Origin of the sequence: Paenibacillus sp. A3M_27_13 (assembly GCF_024213315.1) — a bacterium.
Classification (GTDB): domain Bacteria; phylum Bacillota; class Bacilli; order Paenibacillales; family Paenibacillaceae; genus Paenibacillus; species Paenibacillus polymyxa_B.
In genome coordinates this window covers 23680-41751 of record NZ_JANAVE010000004.1, presented here as the reverse complement: position 1 = coordinate 41751, position 18072 = coordinate 23680, and the positions used below count along the sequence as shown (strand labels likewise).

At 47.6% G+C, this 18072-nt stretch carries 14 protein-coding genes; all 14 read left to right on the top strand.

Annotated elements, in window-relative coordinates; translation table 11 throughout:
- Positions 1-74 precede the first annotated feature (74 nt).
- The 14 genes from lon to NLX82_RS16375 all read left to right on the top strand — a co-directional run bounded on the left by lon (position 75) and on the right by NLX82_RS16375 (position 18041).
- Entirely contained in the window at positions 75-2411 is a 2337-nt protein-coding gene (gene lon, locus NLX82_RS16440; protein ID WP_023989969.1) for an endopeptidase La, read from the top strand.
- An 18-nt stretch (positions 2412-2429) separates the two neighbouring features.
- Complete coding sequence (gene yihA, locus NLX82_RS16435; RefSeq protein WP_053325975.1) at positions 2430-3041, top strand: ribosome biogenesis GTP-binding protein YihA/YsxC; 612 nt, start codon at positions 2430-2432, stop codon at positions 3039-3041.
- Positions 3042-3329: 288 nt separating this feature from the next.
- Positions 3330-3917 (top strand): hypothetical protein, encoded by a 588-nt coding sequence (locus tag NLX82_RS16430; protein ID WP_023989968.1) that lies wholly within the window; start codon positions 3330-3332, stop codon positions 3915-3917.
- A 267-nt stretch (positions 3918-4184) separates the two neighbouring features.
- Complete coding sequence (gene speD, locus NLX82_RS16425; protein WP_053326605.1) at positions 4185-4583, top strand: adenosylmethionine decarboxylase; 399 nt, start codon at positions 4185-4187, stop codon at positions 4581-4583.
- Positions 4584-4831: 248 nt separating this feature from the next.
- On the top strand, positions 4832-6226 hold the full coding sequence (gene hemA / locus NLX82_RS16420; RefSeq protein ID WP_013311616.1) for a glutamyl-tRNA reductase: 1395 nt from the start codon (positions 4832-4834) through the stop codon (positions 6224-6226).
- A gap of 16 nt (positions 6227-6242) precedes the next feature.
- Positions 6243-7070, top strand: a complete 828-nt coding sequence (ccsA, locus tag NLX82_RS16415; RefSeq protein ID WP_023989966.1) for a cytochrome c biogenesis protein CcsA — start codon at positions 6243-6245, stop codon at positions 7068-7070.
- An 8-nt stretch (positions 7071-7078) separates the two neighbouring features.
- A complete protein-coding gene (locus NLX82_RS16410) occupies positions 7079-7726 on the top strand; it encodes a precorrin-2 dehydrogenase/sirohydrochlorin ferrochelatase family protein (protein WP_071558351.1) in 648 nt (215 codons plus the stop codon).
- Position 7727: 1 nt separating this feature from the next.
- Positions 7728-8654: a hydroxymethylbilane synthase gene (hemC, locus tag NLX82_RS16405; protein ID WP_023989964.1), complete on the top strand. Its 927-nt coding sequence runs from the start codon at positions 7728-7730 to the stop codon at positions 8652-8654.
- Positions 8655-8658: 4 nt separating this feature from the next.
- A complete protein-coding gene (gene cobA / locus NLX82_RS16400; protein ID WP_023989963.1) occupies positions 8659-10215 on the top strand; it encodes a uroporphyrinogen-III C-methyltransferase in 1557 nt (518 codons plus the stop codon).
- 47 nt (positions 10216-10262) lie between these two features.
- Complete coding sequence (gene hemB / locus NLX82_RS16395; RefSeq protein ID WP_023989962.1) at positions 10263-11261, top strand: porphobilinogen synthase; 999 nt, start codon at positions 10263-10265, stop codon at positions 11259-11261.
- Positions 11262-11291: 30 nt separating this feature from the next.
- Complete coding sequence (hemL, locus tag NLX82_RS16390) at positions 11292-12596, top strand: glutamate-1-semialdehyde 2,1-aminomutase (RefSeq protein ID WP_028541575.1); 1305 nt, start codon at positions 11292-11294, stop codon at positions 12594-12596.
- The gene (locus NLX82_RS16385) at positions 12593-13507 is read left to right on the top strand and encodes an RluA family pseudouridine synthase (protein WP_254348636.1); all 915 of its coding nucleotides are present in this window, start codon (positions 12593-12595) and stop codon (positions 13505-13507) included. The genes hemL and NLX82_RS16385 overlap by 4 nt, the downstream gene beginning before the upstream one ends.
- Positions 13508-13633: 126 nt before the next feature.
- The gene (locus tag NLX82_RS16380) at positions 13634-14965 is read left to right on the top strand and encodes a LysM peptidoglycan-binding domain-containing protein (RefSeq protein ID WP_367995887.1); all 1332 of its coding nucleotides are present in this window, start codon (positions 13634-13636) and stop codon (positions 14963-14965) included.
- Between the two features lie 409 nt (positions 14966-15374).
- Positions 15375-18041: a valine--tRNA ligase gene (locus tag NLX82_RS16375; RefSeq protein ID WP_023989958.1), complete on the top strand. Its 2667-nt coding sequence runs from the start codon at positions 15375-15377 to the stop codon at positions 18039-18041.
- Positions 18042-18072 lie beyond the last annotated feature (31 nt).

Genomic DNA, 18072 nt, shown 5'->3' with positions numbered 1-18072 from the left:
TGATAAAATATGAAAGATAGCAACGTGAGGATTGTAAAATCCGGAACCTGAGAATCACTGGAGGTGCGAAAGCGATGGGACCCACCAAGACAAAAGGTCGTCGTTTTCCTTTGCTGCCTTTAAGAGGGCTTCTGGTCTACCCGAGCATGGTTCTGCATCTCGATGTGGGCCGGGAAAAATCGGTCAAGGCTTTGGAAAAAGCGATGGTTGAAGACAATTTGATTCTCCTGTGTTCTCAATCAGAAGTAAATATTGAAGAACCCACACAAGAGGACATCTTTCGAGTCGGCACGGTAGCCAAGGTACGTCAGATGCTCAAGCTTCCTAATGGAACCATTCGAGTATTGGTGGAAGGGCTGGAACGCGCCGAGATTATTCAATATACGGACAATGAAGAATATTACGAGGTAATGGCGAAGGAGCTGCACGAGGCAGAAAACGTACAGCCTGAGACGGATGCGCTTATGCGCACTGTATTAACTCAGTTCGAGCATTATATCAACTTGTCCAAAAAGGTAACACCGGAGACTCTCGCTGCGGTATCCGATATTGAGGAGCCAGGACGGCTTGCAGACGTGATCACAAGTCACCTGACGCTCAAAATTAAGGAAAAGCAGGATATACTGGAGACGATCGACGTTACTCAGCGTCTGGAGAAGCTTCTGGATATTTTGAACAATGAGCGTGAAGTACTGGAGCTGGAACGTAAAATCAACCAGCGTGTGAAGAAGCAGATGGAAAAGACGCAGAAGGAGTATTATCTGCGTGAACAAATGAAGGCAATTCAGAAGGAACTTGGTGAGAAGGAAGGTCGCGCAGGAGAAGTTGAAGAACTACGCAACCAGCTAAGTGAACTGGAGTTGCCTGTTCCGGTGAAGGAGAAGGTTGAAAAGGAAATCGACCGTCTGGAAAAAATGCCAGCAAGCTCTGCCGAGGGTGGCGTCATCCGTAATTATGTTGATTGGTTGTTAAGCTTGCCATGGAACAAGTTTACCGATGATGATCTGGATATCGTCAAAGCTGAAGAGGTACTCAATAACGACCACTACGGACTGGATAAACCCAAGGAGCGTGTATTGGAGTATTTGGCTGTACGTAAGCTGGTGAAGACCATTAAGGGACCGATTCTGTGTCTTGTAGGTCCGCCAGGGGTCGGCAAGACCTCGTTGGCTCGTTCGATTGCCAAATCCATGGGTCGGGAATTTGTCCGCATCTCTCTCGGAGGTGTGCGGGATGAAGCGGAAATCCGTGGTCACCGCCGGACTTATGTTGGCGCGATGCCAGGGCGGATCATTCAAGGGATGAAGACCGCAGGAACGTCTAATCCGGTATTTTTGCTGGATGAGATTGATAAAATGGCTTCCGATTTTCGAGGGGATCCATCGGCGGCATTGCTTGAAGTGCTTGATCCTGAACAAAACAATACGTTCAGTGACCATTTTGTCGAGCTGCCGTTTGATCTGTCCAATGTGATGTTTGTAACGACAGCCAATGCTGCACACAACATCCCGCGTCCGCTAATGGACCGCATGGAGACACTCTATATTCCTGGCTACACCGAACTGGAGAAGCTGGAAATTGCCAATCGGTACCTATTGCCCAAGCAGAAGAGAGAGCATGGCTTGGACGAGGAACAACTGGTTATCGGGGAGGATACGTTATTGCGTGTCATTCGCGAATATACCCGTGAATCTGGTGTACGGAATCTTGAGCAGCAAATGGCTTCTCTGTGCCGCAAGGCGGCGAAGTCCGTTGTATCTGGTGGCGAAGGCCCGATTCAAATCACACCGGATAATCTGAAGGATTATCTAGGTATCGCTAAATTCCGTTACGGTGTTGCAGAACTGGAGGATCAGATCGGTACGGTTACAGGCTTGGCATGGACAGAAGTCGGTGGTGAAACATTGATGATTGAAGTGACGGTCGTACCTGGTAGCGGTAAACTGATTCTTACGGGTAAACTGGGAGACGTTATGAAGGAATCTGCACAGGCGGCATTCAGCTACACTCGTTCGAAAGCAGTTGATCTGGGCATTGAACTGGACTTTTATGAGAAAAATGATATCCACATTCATATTCCTGAGGGTGCGATTCCGAAGGATGGCCCATCTGCAGGAATTACTATTGCTACCGCATTAATTTCAGCTTTGACCAACCGTCATGTATCCAAAGATGTGGCTATGACGGGCGAAATTACTCTGCGTGGTCGTGTATTGCCGATTGGTGGTTTGAAAGAGAAGTCGCTGGCTGCCCATCGGGCAGGCTACAAAAAAATTCTGCTTCCCAAAGATAATGAACGGGATTTGAAGGATATTCCCGACAGTATCCGGCAGGATGTTGAATTTGTCCCCGTTGCCCATATGGATCAGGTGCTAAAGCATGCTTTGGTTGAGCAGGCAAGGGTACATTAGAGAGGAATTAAGGACACAATGAAAGTAACAAAAGCAGAATTTATAATAAGTGCGGTTGGTCCCGATCAGTTTCCTGTGGACGCTTTGCCAGAGATTGCTCTGGCGGGGCGCTCCAATGTAGGAAAGTCTTCACTGATTAATCGGTTGATTAACCGTAAAAATTTGGCGCGTACCAGTTCTACGCCAGGTAAAACCCAGCAACTCAATTATTACCGGATTAATGATGATCTCTATTTTGTCGATTTTCCCGGTTACGGTTACGCCAAAGTATCCAAAACGTCCCGCAAGGCTTGGGGGCAGATGATTGAGTCTTATTTGCTGGAGCGTGAGCCACTCAAACTGGTGCTTCAAATGGTAGATTTACGCCATCCGCCCTCCAAGGATGATATCATGATGTATGATTGGCTGCGTCATAATGGGCTTCCCGTATGTGTTGTAGGCACGAAGGCAGATAAGATCCCTAAAACGCGACGAGAAAAGCATTATAAAGTAATCAAGCAGGAACTCGGAATACTTCCCGGGGGATTGTTTATCCCCTTTTCATCCGAAGAAGGTATGGGCAAGGAAGAGCTGTGGTCTGTCATCTCCAGCTATATAGAGAATGACGACGAAGAGCAGGCGGAATTGTAAGGCTAGGGACGTCCTTAAGGGCGTCCTTTTTTCATGATTCGGGCTTCGGGAAAATAAACTTACTAAAACGGTAGGAATAATATATAATAACTAAAGGAACTCGTGGACTTTAAGCAGAAAAGTGAGTGTATATGGAGGATAATGCAGTCTCAACCTCATTATTTTCTGTTTTTTTCGATGTATGGCGGAAATTTATGATTGATGTGCAAGAAAAGCACTGTAGGTCTGATGTATAATAAAGCATAAAGCTTAAACTTATAGGTTCAGGAAAGAATTGAGGAGATTGGTATGGCTCAGCGGTTAGCCACAGAGTATGTTAAAACCACATTGACCTTGTCGGAAACTCAAATGGACGAATTTTTGCGGGCAGTGGATGATCCGCAGGTGCATTACCACATTAAAGTTCTGGATAACGGAAGTCAGGAAATCGTTCTGGAGCATAGTGCGGGTGAGGAAGTTCATTTGTTTTTTGAAGCCAAAGAGGGAGCATTAGTGTGTGAATTGACTTGCCGCTTAATTCATCCGCAACTAACCCTATTTATACGCAAACTTTTTGTTCGTTTTAAGGGTGAAGGCATCGTTTACCGAATGTATCAAGGATTCACTATGGTGTATTTTTATAATGAAGGTACGGTTCGTAAAATTATGGAGAAGAATGCCGCAGGCTCTAAGCTGGTATTTGAATATAAAAATACGGTACAGGAACTGCAACAGCTTTTTCAGCATCAGAACGTCGAAAATGAAATATCAGACGTATATCATCTCATTAATTCGTTGCTTGACCAGCGGAATTTGGCGCGCACTTTCTCGGAGTTGGAACAGATTGACCACAAGCTTCGAATGAGTTGCTCGAAATTATTTGCACTGGAAGCTTAATAAGGCATGAATATATGGAATGAATCGTTATGCAGTGTAGTCCCTTTCTTTACCGAAAGGGGCTTTTTTATTCCAAAAAAATGATTGCATTTGCTGCACATAGATGTTATTTTTAATCTCGTTGAAAATGAATATAGGAACCAGGATTCACTCAGGACATTGAATGTTGCGAGAGGTTATTCCCTCGGGAAGTGAATGACGTAGGTCCTAGCGGATGAAATTTTTTCAAACATTTTATTCCTAGGAAGGGGGAACCGAAAGATGGAATTGGAGTACTCAACTTTCGGAAGACACGTTGCCGTAGATACTTGGGGTGTTGAGTTTGAATTGCTGAATGATGCGCAGCTTTTGGAGGCTCAATTAGTTGAAGCAGCTGAAGCTTGCGGAGCAACGGTGATGTCCGTTCAATCCAAGCAATTCGAACCACAGGGAGCTACCGTGCTTGTACTGTTGTCGGAGAGTCATCTCTCTATTCATACGTATCCTGAGAGAGGATTTGCCGCTATTGATTGTTATACTTGCGGTGAGACTGTCGATCCGCAGCTGGCTATTGATTACCTGGTATCCGTTCTAAAACCGAAAAAAACATATGCGAAGAAGCTGATTCGCGGCTTGGGAGAACTTCAGGTGGAATCACCGGAGTGCAAGCTGGCCGAGTTAGTGTAAATCGTTCTTTATGGAGCCATTTGTGCGTCCTATATTATAACCATGGAACATTTCCATGGTTATTTGTTTTAAAAGTGGTTTACACTAAATCAAATCATACAGAACGTGCTAGATGTTCATGAAAGCCATCCAATTTTCATAAACAATTCATAAAACAGCCGGAGGAGATTCGGACTTCTGTGATATAATTAACATAGTTTATGATAACAGTGGTTATTCTTATTACAGTTTAGGCAGGTGAATTTGCAATGCACATCGTCGTTGTTGGGTTGAATTATCGTACGGCGCCTGTGGAAGTCAGAGAGCGTTTTACATTTGCAGAACAAGATTTGCCAAAAGCGCTGGAACAACTCAAACTTACCAAAAGTGTGTTGGAAGGCGTAGTTGTCGCAACCTGCAATCGGACTGAAATATATGTTGTGGTGGACCGCCTTCACATGTGCGGTTATTTTATACGCAGTTTTATGGAGCAATGGTTTGGCATTCCGCGTGATCAATTTACACAACATTTATATATATATGAGGACGAGCAGGCGATTCGGCATTTGTTCCGTGTGACTTGTGGTCTTGATTCTATGGTAATCGGAGAAACACAAATTTTGGGACAGGTAAAGAACGCTTTTCTTCAGGCTCAATCCCAGAAAATTACGGCAACGTGGTTTAATATGTTGTTTAAGCAGGCCGTCACATTGGGCAAGCGTGCCCATTCGGAGACGTCTATTGGAGAAAGTGCCGTATCTGTCAGCTATGCAGCAGTTGAGCTGGGCAAACGGATTTTCGGGATGTTTACCGATAAAAAGGTACTGATTCTCGGTGCTGGTAAAATGAGCGAGCTTACTGTTAAGCATTTGTACAGCGGCGGAGCAGCCGAGGTTATTGTAGCAAACCGAACCTTGTCCCGTGCGGAAGACCTTGCCTCCAAGTTTCATGGAACGCCGGTTACGATGGAGGAAGGCATGAATCGGTTGGCGGATGTGGATATTGTTATTAGCTCGACAGGTGCCCAGGGTTATATTCTGGATCGGACTCGGGTTGAAGCAAGTATGAAACGTCGACAGTCCCGTCCTTTGTTTATGATTGATATTGCGGTTCCGCGTGATCTCGACCCGGCTATTGGTGAATTACAGAATGTTTTCCTGTACGATATTGATGATCTGGAAGGGATCGTGGAGAGCAATTTGGAAATGCGCCGTACCGAAGCTACAAAAATCGAGCATATGATCGAAGATGAGCTTAGCGAGTTTTATCAATGGTTGAAAACGATGGGAGTGCGTCCGGTGATTCGTGCATTACAGGAAAAAGCGGAGTCTGTACATCAGGATACGTTGGAAAGCTTGTTCAATAAGCTTCCCGAGCTGGATGAACGGCAACGCAAAGTGATTAGCCGCTTGACGAAGAGTATGCTGAATCAGATGATGCATGATCCGATCAATCGGGTAAAGGAACTGGCTGTCCAAAAGCAGGGAAATGAGGCCCTAGACATGTTTAGCCACATTTTTGCTCTGGAGGATCGTTTGGATGACGCCGCTCAGAAAGTAGATAAAAGCGATGCATCTGCGTTAATGAAACCGGAAGCCGGTGTTCATGAAAAGACCGTTCAGGCTCAGGCTTTGCCAGCGTCGTTTGCGCCGGCCAGCCTGTAAAGGTGGGTGAACAGACGTGGCTTCAGGCATGCTTATATATGATTCAATGATTTATGTTTTTGCCCTGAGCCTTCTGTTTGTATTCTCGGATGGGATTCGTCGCAATGCGAATGCTAAACGGACAGGTACAGGGCTTCTTGTTGTCGTTCTGGTGCTCCAGCTTGCTTATATGGGGATAAGAACCTGGAATGAAGGGCATCTTCCTATTTTCGTGACCTATGATTTTCTATTTCTGTTCTCAGTTATTTTGGTACTGATTTCTTTGATTCTGACACGTTATCAGCGATCCGAATTTGCGGTATTGCTGCTTAATATTATTAGTTTTGCAGTGCTAGTGCTCAACAATATATGGATGAAGCCTCTCGACAACCCGCTTGGAAATTGGCATACAGTGCATGGGCTGCTCCTGATTCATATTGCGCTGGCTAATCTTGGTTTTGTAGCAATGACGGTAGCGGCTGTATTTTCGGGGTTATATCTGTTTTTGCATCGTAAATTGAAAGTAAAGAAATGGAATGACACGATCAGGCGCCTGCCGAGTCTGGAAATGATGGATCGGTATACGCATATGGCGCTGTTGATTGGTACTCCTTTGCTGGGAGTCTCTATTGTAGTTGCCGTTATTTCTATTATTGCCGAGGAACGCTGGCGTCTCTTGCTCGATACCAAGGTGCTGATGACAGCGATTGCCTTGTGCGTGTATATTGTATTTTTAGTGAGCAAAAGATTGAATCAGCGTTCAGGGCTTGTGATGGCAAAGTGGGCATTGGTGGGCTACACGCTATTGATTCTTAATTTTTTGCTGAATTCCTGGTCTGTATTTCATCAGTGGACGGGAGAGTGAAAAGCCTTTTGCAGCATTTTGTCCCGATTTCGTTGAATTGTAAGAATAGGATCTGTTGTGTTGTAGGTGGCGGTAGGATTGCGGAACGAAAGGTAAAGGGGATGATGGAAAGTGGGGCATTCATTACCGTCATTAGCCCGAATATAACGCCGGATTTACAGGTTCTGGCGGATCACAAGCAGCTCCACTGGGTAAATCGCGTATATCGCGAGGGTGACCTCCAGGGAGCCTTTCTTGTATATGCGGCGACGAACCAGAGAGAAGTGAATAATGAGGTTGCGCATGAGGCCAGACAAAGGGGTATACTGGTAAATGTGGCGGATCGATCGGAAGATGGAGACTTTATAACGCCGGGTATCATTCGACGAGGAAGATTGACGATTAGTATTTCCACAGAAGGGGCTGGCCCTGCTGTGACCGCTGATATTACATCAGCTTTGGATACGTTGTTTGGTAGCGAATACGAGCCATATCTGGATTTCATGCACGATATGCGACAGATCATCAAACATAAGATAAGTTCTCCACAGCAAAGGACCAAACTACTGAGGCGCTTGGCGAGTAGCGGAATTTTGGATCAAATACGCCGTCATGAATTTATGGCTTGGACCGAAAAAGAAATAGACCTATGGATTGCGCAAAATCAGGAGGAATAACATGCGAACAATTGTGGTAGGCAGCAGACAGAGTGCGCTGGCGTTAACTCAGACCGGGCATGTCATTGAAGATTTGAACGCGCTGTGCGCGGAGCATGGAATGGATTTGCAATTTGTCGTGAAGAAAATCCTGACCAAGGGTGATCGAATATTGGATGTAACCTTGTCCAAAGTGGGTGGCAAAGGGCTTTTTGTCAAAGAAATTGAACAGGCCATGCTGGCTGGTGAGATTGATATGGCAGTACATAGTATGAAGGATATGCCTTCCGAATTACCGGAAGGGCTTGTCAACGGCGCTGTGCCGCGCCGTGAGGATCCACGTGATTGCCTGATCACATTGGGCGCCAAGAGCCTGGAGGATTTGCCTCAAGGGGCAAAGGTGGGCACGAGCAGCCTGCGCAGAGCCAGTCAAATCAAGTCCATGCGACCTGATCTACAATTGGAGCCTGTGCGTGGTAATATTGATTCCCGTCTGAAAAAGCTGGAGACGGAAGGTTTTGACGCTATCATTTTGGCGGCAGCAGGCTTGCATCGGATGGGCTGGAAAGAGCGAATTACGTCCTATATACCGGAAGAAGACTGTTTGCCGGCGGTTGGGCAGGGAGCGCTGGGTATTGAATGTCGTGCGAGCGACGAAGAGCTATTGGCCTTGCTGCGCCTTTACAACGACCGGGATACCTCGGCTACCGTTGCGGCAGAACGAACCTTTCTGGGCGTGTTAAATGGGGGATGTCAAGTGCCGATCGGGGCTCATGCGGTCTGGGCTGGTCAAGAAATCAGCCTCACGGGCATGGTAGGATCGCCAGATGGCGAGTTTATTTTGAAGGAAACGCTCCAGGGAAATGATCCGCAAAAGCTGGGAGAAGCGGTGGCGGCCAGTTTGATAGCCAAAGGAGCGGAACAGATTCTGGCGCAGGTGAGGGGATGATAGCATGGCAGGAAAAGTATATTTGGTAGGTGCAGGACCCGGAGACGCAAGATTAATTACGGTCAAGGGTTGGGAATGCATTCAATTGGGCGATGTCATTGTGTACGACAGGCTGGCAAGCCCACGCCTCTTGGGACTGATGAAGCCAGGTGCCCAAAAAATATATGTCGGCAAGTTGCCAGATCGTCACACCATGAAGCAAGAGGAAATTAATCAGCTGCTGGTGGATTTGGCCTTGGAGGGCAAAACAGTTGTTCGTCTTAAAGGGGGAGACCCCACTATATTTGGACGAGTCGGCGAGGAAGCCGGGCTATTGCGTAAACACGGTATTTCCTATGAAATTATACCCGGCATCACATCAGCGATCAGTGTGCCCGCCTATGCGGGCATTCCAGTCACACACCGAGATATGGCCTCATCGCTTTCTATCATTACAGGTCATGAAAGTCCGGATAAACTCGACAAAAGTATTCATTGGGATAAAGTGACGAACGCAACGGGCACACTGATCTTTATGATGGGTGTAGCAAAGATCGGCTATATCAGTGAACAGCTCATAAAACACGGCAAGCCGTCAGATACTCCTGTTGCCTTGATCCGTTGGGGGACCCGCGCCGAGCAGGATACGCTGGTGGGTACGCTGGCGGATATTGAAGCTAAGGTGAAGGCCGCGAATTTTCAGCCTCCCGCCGTCATCGTTGTCGGAGAAGTGGTCAATCAACGTGAACAGTTAAAATGGGCTGAGGACATGCCTTTGTTTGGCAAGCGGATTTTAGTTACTCGCGCGCGTGCGCAGGCCAGCAGTCTGGTTCACCGGATTGAAGAGCTTGGTGGCGAGCCTTATGAATTTCCAGTTATTCAGACTGTCGCCCCTTCGGACGAGCCAACCAAACAGGAAATTAAAGAGGCATTTGCACGACTGCCTGAATATGATTGGGTGTTTTTTACCAGCGTTAATGGAGTGGAATACTTTTTCACGCACTTAAAGGAACAGGGCAAGGACGTACGCGCGTTGTTCAAAGCGCGTATTGCCGCAGTCGGACCGGCTACAGCAGCCGCGCTTCGGACGCACGGAATTGCGGCAGAACAGATCGAAGGCCCTTTTCAGGCAGAGGGCTTGCTCGAAGGGTTTGAGCAGGATTTGCAGGCAGGGCAGAATGTATTTCTCCCAAGGGGTGATCTAGCTCGGTCGTGGCTGCCAGAAAAGCTGAGGGAGATGGGCCTTCATGTGACCGAGGCTGATTTGTATCAAACGGTGCTGGCAGCCAACACACAGGATGACGAGCTCCTCAAGCTGCTTGAGGAACGTGCCATTCACGCGATTACGTTTACGAGTTCCTCAACCGTCACCTTTTTTCTGGAAGCGCTCAGACAAATGGGGATCCATGATCCGTTGTCGCTGCTGGAGGGAGTTACGATTGCTGTGATCGGTCCTTTGACCGGTGAGACAGCTACCCAAGCCGGTTTGACTGTGAGTTTTATGTCAGAGAAGGCAACCATTGAAAGTCTGATTCAATCGTTATGTGACTGGAAACGATCAAGTACTCTTATGACATTATAATTTTTTGTTTTTGCTAATGAATGTATAAAAAATGGAGGTTTGTATTCATGAGTGTTCCTTTTACTAGACATCGTCGTTTGCGCCAGTCAGCTGCAATCCGCAGTATGGTGCGTGAGACGGTATTGAATCCCGCTGATTTTATCCAACCGATTTACGTAACATTTGGCACTGGAGTGAAACAGGAAATTAGCTCTATGCCAGGTGTATACCGTTTTTCTCTGGATCGGCTGGAGGAAGAGCTGAAAGAGATTAGTGAGCTTGGCATTCCCGCCGTGCTCCTGTTTGGCATACCGGAAACAAAAGACAGTGTAGGGACTTCGGCTTTTGTGGACGATGGTATTGTTCAGGAAGCAACTCGTTTGATCAAGTCTCGTTATCCCGAACTGCTGGTTGTGGCTGATACTTGTTTGTGTGAGTTTACGGACCATGGACACTGCGGTATGGTACACATGCATGAGCATGATGGTGAGGTATGCGGTGAAGTATTGAATGATGAATCTCTGAAGGTGCTGGTACGTACAGCCGTTTCTCAGGCCAGAGCTGGTGCGGATATTATCGCGCCATCTAATATGATGGACGGTTTTGTACAGGCGATTCGGCAGGGGCTGGATCTAGAAGGCTTTTCACATATTCCGATTATGTCGTATTCCGTCAAATATGCGTCTGCTTTTTATGGTCCTTTCCGGGAAGCTGCTGATTCTGCACCGCAGTTTGGTGACCGTAAATCCTATCAGATGGATCCTGCTAATGCACGTGAAGCATTGCGAGAAGCGGAATCTGATGTGCTGGAGGGTGCGGATATGCTGATGGTGAAGCCTTCTCTTTCTTACCTGGACGTGATGCGCACGATTAAGGATCAATTTGATCTGCCTATGGTGGCTTACAACGTTAGTGGTGAATATGCCATGGTCAAGGCAGCAGCTCTTCAAGGCTGGATTGATGAAAAAGCAATGGTGCTAGAGATTTTGACAAGCATGAAGCGTGCGGGTGCAGATATGATTATTACCTATTCGGCCAAGGATGCGGCAAGATGGTTGAAGCAATAAGTCTATTTTCAGAAGATAGGAGTGGTCAGATTGATCGATGAACAACGAACAGTGCGCAAGGATACGAACTCCAAAGTAGCCTTCGATGAGGCAAAACAATACATTCCAGGTGGCGTAAACAGCCCGGTACGGGCTTTTAAATCTGTTGGGATTACACCTGTATATATCGACCATGGCGAAGGATCGCGCGTATATGATATTGATGGTCAATCCTATTTAGACTATGTATGTTCATGGGGACCGCTTATTATGGGGCATGCACATCCCGAAGTGGTTAAAGCTTTACAGGCTGCTGTTGTAAAAGGAACCAGCTTCGGCGCACCAACGTTGGCAGAAACTGAAATGGCCAAGCTCGTTTGTGAACGTGTTCCTTCCATGGATATTGTACGTATGGTTAACTCCGGAACTGAGGCGACTATGAGTGCGATTCGACTCGCACGCGGATTTACGAGCCGTAGTAAAATTCTTAAATTTGAGGGATCATATCACGGTCATGCGGACAGCTTGCTGATTAAAGCAGGCTCTGGTGTTGCGACCTTAGGCTTGCCCGATAGTCCGGGTGTACCTGAAGTCGTGGCCACCCATACAATCACCGTCCCTTATAATGATTTGGCTTCGGTGAAGCTAGCTTTTGAGAAATTTGGCGAAGAGATTGCCGCAATTATTGTCGAGCCAGTAGCAGGCAATATGGGCGTTGTACCGCCACAGCCTGGATTTTTGGAAGGTTTGCGTGAGGTAACCCAGCAGTACGGAAGTCTGCTGATTTTTGATGAAGTAATGACTGGATTCCGGGTTGGACTTCATTCGGCTCAAGGTCGCTTTGGTGTGACGCCGGATCTTACCTGTCTGGGTAAAGTGATTGGTGGTGGACTCCCTGTAGGTGCTTACGGCGGACGTCGCGATATTCTGGAGCAGATTGCTCCATCGGGACCAATATATCAAGCGGGTACGCTTAGCGGAAATCCGCTGGCTATGGCAGCAGGTTATTCGACACTTAAATTGCTGACGCCAGAAGTATACGATCGTCTGGAAGAGCGGGCAGCAAGGCTTCAAGCCGGATTCGAACGTAATGCGAGCGAGCTGGGTATCCCCGTCACGATCAATCGCGTGGGTTCTATGGTTTGTCCATTTTTTACAGAAGAAAAGGTTGTCAATTTTGACACAGCTAAAACGAGTAATCAGGACCACTTCCGCCGTTACTTTACTGAAATGGTGAATGAGGGAGTTAGTGTGGCACCATCTCAATTTGAGGGTATGTTTGTGTCGGGCGTGCATACGGTAGAGGATATTGATGCTACCATTGAGGCGAACTATCGCGCGCTCAAACGTCTATGAGCTGGCAAGGTGGCTGGAAAAGAAGAGGACCGTGGCTGGAAGTCACGCCAGGACGGGAAGTCACAGACGGGGAAAAAAACAGCGCTGATGCTGTAGATCAGTGGTTGCTGAATCGTTTGGAATTACCGGAAAAGCTGTGGCGCAGACTGCGTCATGAAAAAGAGATTGAACTTACAGGGGACCGGCTGCGGCTGGCCCTTTTTCCTGTAATGAACCTTGGCATCACCCCTCGTTGGTATGATTTAAAGGTACTGTATGAAGATGATTTTTGCCTGGTAGTGCATAAACCAGCAGGTATGGCAGTACATCCGGACGGCGCTGTGCAGGATGGTCCGCTGACGTTGGATCATGCTGTCGCATCCTACTATGAGATGAATGGCATACATGCGGCGGTACGGCATGTACATCGCCTGGATGTGGATACGACGGGCCCAGTGCTATATGCCAAAAATGAATTTGCGTTGCTTAAGCTGGACAAGCAAATGAGAGCTAAGAATATCGGCCGCAGGTATGTAGCTTTGGTACGAGGGAAAGTACCTCCATCACTGCGAACGTTGGATTGGCCGATTGGCAAGGACAGGCATCATAAGCAGCGCCGTCGTGTATCTCCGACTGGGCAGAAGGCGGTTACCCATATTGAACTCGGGGAAGTATGGGGAAGCGGTTCAAGTGCAGTGAGTCTCGTATATCTGACGCTGGAGACAGGCCGGACGCACCAGATTCGCGTACATCTTAGTCATGCTGGCTACCCGTTGCTTGGGGATGTATTATACGGGGGTCGGGCTACTGATTTTTGCAGGCAGGCGCTGCACGGAGAGCGTCTTACCTTCTGTCATCCGCTGAGTGGCGAAACAATTACGGTGGAGGATGCTTGGCCGGATGATTTTCAAAAGCTGCACAAACAGCTATAAAAGATGGCATGCCTTCTATTTTGGCGCATATACTTGAACCTAGAAACGGTTTGCAATATGGAGTTTCCGTGCGCCTGACCAGAAGTCAGAGGATGTGCGGAGACTGCCCAAAGGAGGATGCCATCCTTGAACAAACAACAGAATGATCAGCCGCAAGGCTTGCGTTTTGATATTTATGAACGCATTCATTTGACGGAGGAAGCTGCCGGGATTGCTGAGTTGGAGGAAATTGAGCTTCTGCCACGCATTCAGGTTGTAACCCACGGCGACCATGCCGCTTTGCGAGGGCATTTGCTGCTGGAGGGCGTGTACCGCACACCTGAACAGATTACGAGCGAGCTTCATCATTTGATCCCTGTGGAAATTACCATTCCGCTAAACCGCGTAGGGAGATTGGAAGATATCTCTGTCGAGATTGAAAATTTTGATGTGGACCTGCTCTCTTTACGTAGTCTAAACATTACAGGTGTTCTTTCTTTGCATGGCGTGGAAAGCTCGCACGCGGAGGAGACGGCGGTCTGGCTGGATGAGGAATTCACCGTAGTGCATGCACCTGAGCATCCGGTTCAATCCCATACCGCCGATGGGGAGCATCGCCATGCAGAGGCCTATTCTACCAATGACTCGACCTCCGATTACGTTACAGACCCTGAAACCTCCTACAGAGTGCCAGCACAACAGGAGTCCGTTTCATGGGAACAGCTGTCTGAGGGCCAAGGAGAACAGAAGGCATCGTCGGAACAGCAAGCTTATGAGTCGGCAGTAGATCCTAACCGATTCTATGAGCCTTGGACGGGTAAAGCAGTTGAAGACAGCTCTCCAGAGGTCAAGCATGAGCATGGGTCTCCGGAAGTGTGGGGATTTCAGCAAGAGGAAGCATGGACAGGGGAGAATGAACCTAAAGTATCTTCCGCATCTCCCAATATAGTATATGACCCTTTGTTGAATGAACCGCATCCTGCCACGGAGTCCGAGGTCTATTTGGAGCCACAGTTGGAGGAGAGTCAAGTAGATAACTTCGACTTCAGGCCTGAAGCGTCAGAACAGGTGAACCACGAGGCCCATGACACCTTTACTGAGGATAAGCCAGAGATGCGGGTGGCGCTTAACAGTAAAAAGGATGAAGGGGCAGACGAGCCAGACCCGGTTGTCTTCTCATCATTGCTCCAATCCAGCCGTTCGGTGAAGGAAGCCGAATACCAGCAGCAATTGGAGCAGGAGCCGCAGGATCAGGACCAGAAAGCCGAAGAAGAGCGGGAGAATGCCAAGTGGAAGAACCTTTTTTTTCATACACAAGATGAAACACCTTTTCGCAAGGTGCGCTTATGCATTGTACAGCGCGAGGATACACTGGAAACCATAGCTGACCGTTATCAGCTCAGCACACGTGAGCTTCAACTGTATAACAGATTGGCGGAGCATCATGTGGAAGAAGGACAGGTATTGTACATCCCTTGATCCGGTTGCTGAAAAATGCACAGCGGGTGTTGACTATAGTCAATGGGAAATGTATGATGTGGTATAGTTATTGAAAGACTGAGATCGGGAAGAGTAGGCAGCAAGCCCTTCAGAGAGTGGAATTGCAGCGCTGTGAGGTTCCGCAGGAAGCTACTGGCCGAAGTCACCCGGGAGTCGCCTGTTTGAACGGTTCCTCATTTAATTCCTACGGAAGATAAGAGGTTCACGGTAGAATAAGGCCGGTCCGCAACCGTTATCTGCATAAAGTGTCACACCATGTGTAATGGATCAGTGGATACATACACTAGGGGTGAAACAAAGGTGGTACCGCGAGAGAACAGCCTTTCGTCCTTTGAGGATGAAGGGCTTTTTTTATTTGCCAATTGAAAAATCATGGAGGTATCCTGATATGTCAGAACAAGACAACAAGACAACCTTGGAAATGCCAACAACGTACGATCCAAAATCAGCAGAACAAAAATGGTACAAAACGTGGATGGAAAAGGGCTATTTCCGCGCCGGGCAACATCCAGAGGCAGAGCCTTTTACAATCGTTATTCCACCACCGAATGTTACAGGTATGTTGCATATTGGACATGCTCTTGACTTTACTTTGCAGGATATTATTATTCGCGCCAAGCGGATGCAGGGTTATGATGCCTTGTGGCTGCCAGGGGCAGACCATGCGGGTATTGCTACCCAAACAAAGGTAGAGCAAAAGCTGCGTGAAGAAGGCCTGACACGTTATGATTTGGGCCGCGAGAAGTTTTTGGAGAAAGTGTGGGAGTGGAAGGAACTTTATCTGGATAATATCCATAATCAATGGGAAAAGATGGGTTTCTCTCTCGATTATTCTCGTGAGCGTTTTACGCTGGATGAGGGACTGTCCCAAGCGGTACGCGAGGTATTCGTTACACTGTACAAGAAGGGTCTGATTTATCGCGGTAAACGCATCATTAACTGGGACCCCGCTGCACGTACTGCATTATCGGACATTGAGGTGGAATACAAAGAGGTGAACGGAAATCTGTATCACCTGCAATATCCACTGAAAGACGGTAGCGGATTTATTACGGTAGCTACTACACGTCCTGAAACGATGCTGGGCGATACAGCTGTAGCTGTACACCCGGAAGATGAACGCTACAAGCAAATGATTGGCAAAACGCTTGTGCTCCCAATCATCGGACGGGAAATTCCGGTCATTGCGGATGACTACGTTGATAAAGATTTCGGTAGCGGCGCGGTTAAAATTACACCGGCTCACGACCCGAATGACTTTGAAATGGGACAACGTCACCAGCTGCCACAAATTACGGTGATGGACGAAACGGGAACGATGAATGCCGAAGCAGGCAAATATCAGGGCCTTGATCGTAGCGATTGCCGTAAGCAAATCGTCGCTGATCTGAAAGAGCAGGGCGTACTGATTCGTATTGAAGAGCACGTACACCAAGTAGGCCACAGTGAGCGTACAGGTGTAGTTGTAGAACCTTATCTGTCCACACAATGGTTTGTGGAAATGAAGCCTCTGGCAGCTAAAGCGATTGAAGTGCAGAAGGCTGGCAACGGGGTAAACTTTGTACCGGATCGCTTTGAACGTACTTATCTGCATTGGATTGAAAATGTGCGTGACTGGTGTATTTCCCGTCAATTATGGTGGGGACACCGTATTCCGGCATGGTACGATGAGGAAACCGGAGAAGTTATTGTATCGGCGGAGGACCCTACAACTTTGCCTGAGTATGCTGGCAGAAAGCTAAAACAGGATGAGGATGTGCTGGATACCTGGTTCAGCTCGGCTTTGTGGCCGTTTTCGACACTGGGCTGGCCTGAGCAGACAGAGGACCTCAAACGCTACTATCCGACTAATGTCTTGGTTACAGGCTATGACATTATTTATTTCTGGGTATCGCGTATGATTTTTACCGCGCTGGAGTTTACGGAAGAGATTCCGTTCAAGGACGTACTTATGCACGGGTTGGTTCGTGATGCGGACGGTAGAAAAATGTCCAAATCCCTCGGCAACGGTGTTGATCCGCTCGACGTGATTGACCAATATGGTACCGATGCCATGCGTTATATGATTTCCACCAGTAGCACGCCTGGGCAAGACCTTCGTTTCCGCTGGGAGCGGGTGGAGCAGGCCCGTAACTTTGCCAATAAAATCTGGAATGCGTCACGCTTTGCGCTGATGAATCTGGAAGGCGTCACTTCGGCAGATATAGACATTACTGGTGACTTGAGCACCGCTGATCGTTGGATCCTGCATCGTCTAAACGAAACTTCACGCGACATCACGCGTCTAATAGATGCTTATGAATTTGGCGAGACAGGCCGCCTTCTGTATAACTTTATTTGGGATGATTTGTGCGACTGGTACATTGAGTTTGCGAAGCTTTCCCTATATGGCGACAATGCAGAGGCGAAAAAGAAAACGCAATCCGTACTTGCATATGTATTGGATCGGACGCTGCGCATGATTCATCCGTTCATGCCGTTTATCTCTGAGGAAATATGGCAGCATCTCCCGCATGAGGGAGAAACGATTACACTGGCCGCTTGGCCTGTTTATGATCCGGCTTTTGAGGATAAGGATGCAGTCGCTGAAATGAATTTGCTGATCGACGTAATTCGCGCTGTACGCAATATCCGCGCTGAAGTCAACGTGCCGATGAGTAAGAAAATTGAATTACTCATAAAACCCGGCGATCAAGCCGTTCTCGATATCATTAACCGCAATGGGGAATATGTACGTAGATTCTGTAATACGTCTGAATTCGACGCAGGATTAGAATTCACCGTTCCAGATAAAGCGATGACATCTATAGTTAGCGGCGCAGAGCTATACCTGCCGCTGGCCGGACTGCTTGATATTGCCCAGGAAATTAGCAGACTGGAAAAAGAACTTCAGCATTTGAACAGTGAAGTGGAGCGCGTGGAGAAAAAGTTATCTAACCAAGGCTTTGTGGCGAAGGCACCAGCTAAAGTCATCGAGGAAGAAAAGGCCAAGCAAGCCGATTACTCAGATAAGCGCGCTAAAGTTATCGCACGTATTGAAGAACTCAAGGGATAATTTCACTCACAATAAAATGACCTGAAGGTGA

Excerpts from the sequence above, each read along its gene's own strand:
- NLX82_RS16375 (WP_023989958.1), top strand. The coding sequence starts at position 15,375 with ATGTCAGAACAAGACAACAAGACAACCTTGGAAATGCCAACAACGTAC.
- hemC (WP_023989964.1), top strand. The coding sequence starts at position 7,728 with ATGCGAACAATTGTGGTAGGCAGCAGACAGAGTGCGCTGGCGTTAACT.
- hemB (WP_023989962.1), top strand. The coding sequence starts at position 10,263 with ATGAGTGTTCCTTTTACTAGACATCGTCGTTTGCGCCAGTCAGCTGCA.
- lon (WP_023989969.1), top strand. The coding sequence starts at position 75 with ATGGGACCCACCAAGACAAAAGGTCGTCGTTTTCCTTTGCTGCCTTTA.
- yihA (WP_053325975.1), top strand. The coding sequence starts at position 2,430 with ATGAAAGTAACAAAAGCAGAATTTATAATAAGTGCGGTTGGTCCCGAT.
- NLX82_RS16385 (WP_254348636.1), top strand. The coding sequence starts at position 12,593 with ATGAGCTGGCAAGGTGGCTGGAAAAGAAGAGGACCGTGGCTGGAAGTC.
- cobA (WP_023989963.1), top strand. The coding sequence starts at position 8,659 with ATGGCAGGAAAAGTATATTTGGTAGGTGCAGGACCCGGAGACGCAAGA.
- hemA (WP_013311616.1), top strand. The coding sequence starts at position 4,832 with ATGCACATCGTCGTTGTTGGGTTGAATTATCGTACGGCGCCTGTGGAA.
- NLX82_RS16430 (WP_023989968.1), top strand. The coding sequence starts at position 3,330 with ATGGCTCAGCGGTTAGCCACAGAGTATGTTAAAACCACATTGACCTTG.